This window comes from Roseobacter sp. HKCCA0434 (assembly GCF_032464675.1).
In the GTDB taxonomy this organism is placed as follows: domain Bacteria; phylum Pseudomonadota; class Alphaproteobacteria; order Rhodobacterales; family Rhodobacteraceae; genus Pontivivens.
This window is the reverse complement of sequence record NZ_JAWDKL010000050.1, coordinates 1-4,490: the sequence shown is the minus strand read 5'-3', so window position 1 is coordinate 4,490 and position 4,490 is coordinate 1. Positions and strand designations below refer to the sequence as shown.

4 protein-coding genes are annotated in these 4,490 nt (G+C 71.2%); all 4 read left to right on the top strand.

From position 1 onward, the window contains the following. On the top strand, positions 1-347 hold a 347-nt coding region (locus RX333_RS17125), incomplete at its 5' end, for a hypothetical protein (RefSeq protein ID WP_316016180.1). Between the two features lie 88 nt (positions 348-435). Further along, positions 436-1,860, top strand: coding sequence for a xanthine dehydrogenase small subunit (xdhA, locus tag RX333_RS17120; RefSeq protein ID WP_316016179.1), 1,425 nt, complete (start codon positions 436-438; stop codon positions 1,858-1,860). After that, a complete protein-coding gene (locus RX333_RS17115) occupies positions 1,857-4,244 on the top strand; it encodes a xanthine dehydrogenase molybdopterin binding subunit (protein WP_316016178.1) in 2,388 nt (795 codons plus the stop codon). Before xdhA ends, RX333_RS17115 begins: the two co-directional genes overlap by 4 nt. 79 nt (positions 4,245-4,323) lie before the next feature. Continuing rightward, positions 4,324-4,490, top strand: a 167-nt coding sequence (locus RX333_RS17110) for an XdhC family protein (protein ID WP_316016181.1), incomplete at its 3' end; no start/stop codon positions are given.

The window sequence follows — 4,490 nt, the reverse complement described above, 5'->3', positions numbered from 1 at the left end:
CGCTGGCCGACTGGCTCGCCACGCCCTTCCCGCTCCACCCGCGCGACGCGATCGCGGGCGATGCGCTGCCGCCCGCCGCACTCTGGTCGGCCAAGGCGCGCGCACTTCTCGACTTCGCCGAAGGCCCGCAGACCGTGCGCCTGCTTTCCGACATGGCGGAGGCGGAGGAGATCGCCGCCGCGCTCGACACCCTCGCGACCCGTGCGGGCGACCTGCCCCGCATCGACCTGCCCGACCCCGTGCCCTGGCAGGAGGGGCTGCGCGCCCTGCCCTGCGACAGCCTTGCCGCCCTGCGCGACCAGCTCGATCCGGGCGTGATGCGCGCGCTGGGCTACGATCCGATCTGACGCGCGGGCGCACGGCCTGCCGCCTTGCGAAAGTTCACTTTTTACCGTTTGATAAAACCTGCACCAAGCGACCCTGGAAAGGCCACCGATGATCCGCTTCCTGCTCAACGGCGCGCCCGTCACCGTGGACGATGCCGCGCCCACCACCACGCTGCTCGACTGGCTGCGGGAGGAGCGGCACCTGACCGGCACCAAGGAAGGCTGCAACGAGGGCGATTGCGGCGCCTGCACCGTCACCGTCACCACGCTGGACGAGGGCGGGCTGACCCATCAGGCGCTCAACGCCTGCATCCTGTTCCTGCCCCAGCTTGCGGGCAAGGCCGTTCGCACGGTCGAAGGCATCGCCGCCCCCGATGGCCGCCTGCACCCGGTGCAGGACGCGATGGTGGAACGCCACGGCAGCCAGTGCGGCTTTTGCACCCCCGGTTTCGTCATGTCGATGTACACCGCCCACCGCACCGGGCGGCAGGACCATGACGACGTGCTGGCGGGCAATCTGTGCCGCTGCACCGGCTACGCGCCGATCGTGCGCGCCTCGGAAGATGCCGCGACGCGCCCCACCCCCGACTGGGAGATCGACGAGACCGAGGCCCTGCAAGCCCTCGCGGGCGAAGGCGACATGAGCGGGCGCGACACCTACCTCCCCGCCTCCGCCGACAGCCTCGCCGCGATCTACGGCATGCATCCCGACGCCACGCTGGTCGCGGGCGCCACCGAGGTCGGCCTCTGGGTCACCAAGCAGTTCCGCGACGTGACGCCGATGATCTTCCTGCACCGCGTGCGCGACCTCCAGACCATCGAGCGGGTCGAAGGCGGCTTGCGCATCGGCGCGGGCGTCACCCTCACCCGCCTGCGCGGCGCGATGGCCGACCGCCACCCCGATTTCGCCGAGCTGCTGCGCCGCTTCGGCTCGGTGCAGGTGCGCAACGCCGCTACGATCGGCGGCAATATCGCCGAAGGCTCGCCCATCGGCGATAGCACCCCCGCCCTGATCGCGCTGGGCGCCACGCTGACTCTGCGCCACGGCGAGGAGCGACGCGAGCTGCCGCTCGAGGACTTCTTCACCGGCTACAAGCAGCAGGACATCCGCCCCGGCGAATTCGTCAAGAGCGTCTTCGTCCCCGACCAGCCCGACACGCTGGCCTGCTACAAGCTCTCCAAGCGGTTCGACCAGGACATCTCCGCCGTCTGCGGCTGCTTCAACGTCACGATCGAGGACAGCACCGTCACCGCCGCCCGCCTCGCCTTCGGCGGCATGGCCGCGACCCCCACCCGCGCCCGCCAGGCCGAGGCCGCGCTGATGGGCCGCCCGCTCGACGAATCCGCCATCGCCGCCGCCGCCGAGGCACTGGCCGAGGATTTCGAGCCGATGACCGACATGCGCGCCAGCGCCGCCTACCGCCTGAAGGCCGCGCGCAACATGCTGACCCGCTACCGGCTGGAACGCACGGGCGACACGCCCACCCGCCTCGTCGGCCGCGGTGCCCCCGACCTGATGGAGGCCGCCCGATGAGCGTCCACCAGTCCCGCCCGCACGATTCCGGCCCGCTGCACGTCACGGGCGAGGCGCGTTATACTGACGACCTGCCAAGTACCGGGCGCGCGCTGCACCTCGCCTTCGGCCTCGCCCCCATCGCGCATGGCCGCGTGCGCGTCGACCTCGCCCCCGTCCGCGCCATGCCGGGCGTCGCCCTCGTGTTGGGGCCCGAGGATTTCGCTGAGATGCCAGACGTCTCCCCCTCCCCGCGCCCCGAGCCGCTGCTCTCGGATGGCGAGGTCCAGTTCCACGGCCAGCCGCTCTTCCTCGTCGCCGCGACCTCGCACCGCGCCGCCCGCATCGCCGCCCGGGCCGCCGAAATCGAGATCGTCGAGGAACGCACCCCCCGCATCACCATCGCAGACGCCCGCGCCGCCCTCGACGCCAGCGACGACCCGCTCGCCGAGGGCCTGCTGCTCGAACCCCCACTGGAATGGGAGAAGGGCGATGCCGACACCGCCCTCGCCGCCGCCCCACACCGCATCAAGGGCGCGATCGAGATCGGCGGGCAGGAGCATTTCTACCTCGAAGGTCAGGCCGCGATGGCCGTGCCCGGCGACGGCAGCGAGATGGTCATCCACGCCTCGACCCAGCACCCGACCGAGATCCAGCACAAGGTCGCCCACGCTCTCCACGTCTCGCAGGCGCAGGTTCAGGTGCAGGTCCGCCGCATGGGCGGCGGCTTCGGCGGCAAGGAAAGCCAAGGCAACGCGCTCGCCGTGGCCTGCGCGCTGGTCGCAAAGCGCACCGGCCTGACCGCGCGCATGCGCTACGATCGCGACGACGACATGATGCTGACGGGCAAGCGGCACGACTTCGTCATCGAATACGAGGCCGGGTTCGACGACGAAGGCCGCCTCGCCTCCGTGATCTTCGATCAGTACACCCGCTGCGGCTGGGCGCCCGACCTCTCCGCCCCCGTGGCCGACCGGGCGATGCTGCACGCCGACAACGCCTATCACCTGCCCGCCGCGCGCATCCGCTCCACCCGGCTGATGACCCATACCTGCTCGAACACCGCCTTCCGCGGCTTCGGCGGGCCACAGGGCATGGTCGGCATCGAGCGGGTAATCGAGCATGTCGCCGCCCACCTGAACCGCGACCCGCTGGAGGTACGCCGCGCGAACCTCTACGCCAGCGGCGCGCAGGGCCAGACGACCCCCTACGGAATGGAAGTCGAGGACTCCATCGCCCCCGACCTCGTCGCCAAACTGGCCGAGGACGCGGGCTACGCCGCCCGCCGGGCCGAGATCGCCGCCTTCAACGACAGCTCTCCCATCCTCAAGCGCGGCCTCGCGCTGACGCCGGTGAAATTCGGCATCTCCTTCACGCTGACCCAGCTCAACCAGGCGGGCGCCCTCGTGCATGTCTACACCGACGGCTCGATCCGCCTGAACCACGGCGGGACCGAGATGGGACAGGGCCTGTTCACCAAGGTCGCCGCCGTCGCCGCCGACATCTTCGGCCAGCCGCAGGACGCCGTGCGCATCACCGCGACCGACACCGCGAAGGTGCCCAACACCTCCGCCACCGCCGCTTCCTCCGGCTCCGACCTCAACGGCATGGCGGTGAAGGCCGCGTGCGAGACGATCCGCGCCCGCATGGCCGAGCACCTCGCCACGGCCAGGGTCATCTGGCACGCGCGCGACGACGCGGGCGAGGCGCTGATCGACCGCGACGGCAAGCCCGAGGTGTGCGAACACGCCTTCGACTGCGCGCCGGAAGACATCACCTTCGCGAACGGCACGGTCGGCACGGCGGATCACCGCATCCCCTTCGCCGACGCGGTGCAGGCCTGCTACGCCGCGCGCGTCTCGCTCTCCTCTACCGGCTTCTACGCTACCCCGAAACTCGCCTGGGACCGCACGCAGCGCAGCGGTCCGCGCCGCCCGTTCTACTACTTCGCCTATGGCGCGGCGGTGACCGAGGTCGCGCTCGACACGCTGACGGGCGAGAACCGCATCCTGCGCACCGACATCCTCCACGATTGCGGCCGCTCGCTGAACCCCGCGCTCGACATCGGCCAGATCGAGGGCGGCTACGTGCAAGGCGCCGGCTGGCTGACGATGGAGGAGCTGGTCTGGAACCCGAAAGGCGCGCTCGCCACCCACGCCCCTGCGACCTACAAGATCCCCGGCTGCTCGGACCGGCCGCGCGTCTTCAACGTGGCGCTATGGGACGGGGAGAATGCCGAGGACACGATCCACAAGTCCAAGGCCGTGGGCGAGCCGCCGCTGATGCTCGGCATCTCCGCGCTGATGGCGCTGCAGGACGCGGTGCGCGCCGCGGGCTCGGACGCGCTGATCGACGCGCCCGCCACCCCCGAACGCCTGGTCGAAGCACTCGACGGCACGGCATGACCCTTCGGATTGGCCCAAATACTCCCGTCCCGCCGAAGACAACCGGCGCACCTTGCGTATTTGCAGGAAGCTGAAGGGCATGGCGACGCCCCCCACCGGCCCCGTCATCCGCATCCGGGTGGCGCGCCATCGCGGCTCCACCCCGCGCGAGGCGGGAACGGCCATGCTCGTGGGCGCGGAGGCGATCCACGGCACCATCGGCGGCGGCGCGCTGGAGCATGAGGCCATCGCCACCGCCCGCGCGAT

Bases quoted from the DNA above. Each gene is read 5' to 3' on its own strand.
- xdhA (WP_316016179.1), top strand. From the start codon at position 436: ATGATCCGCTTCCTGCTCAACGGCGCGCCCGTCACCGTGGACGATGCC.
- RX333_RS17115 (WP_316016178.1), top strand. From the start codon at position 1,857: ATGAGCGTCCACCAGTCCCGCCCGCACGATTCCGGCCCGCTGCACGTC.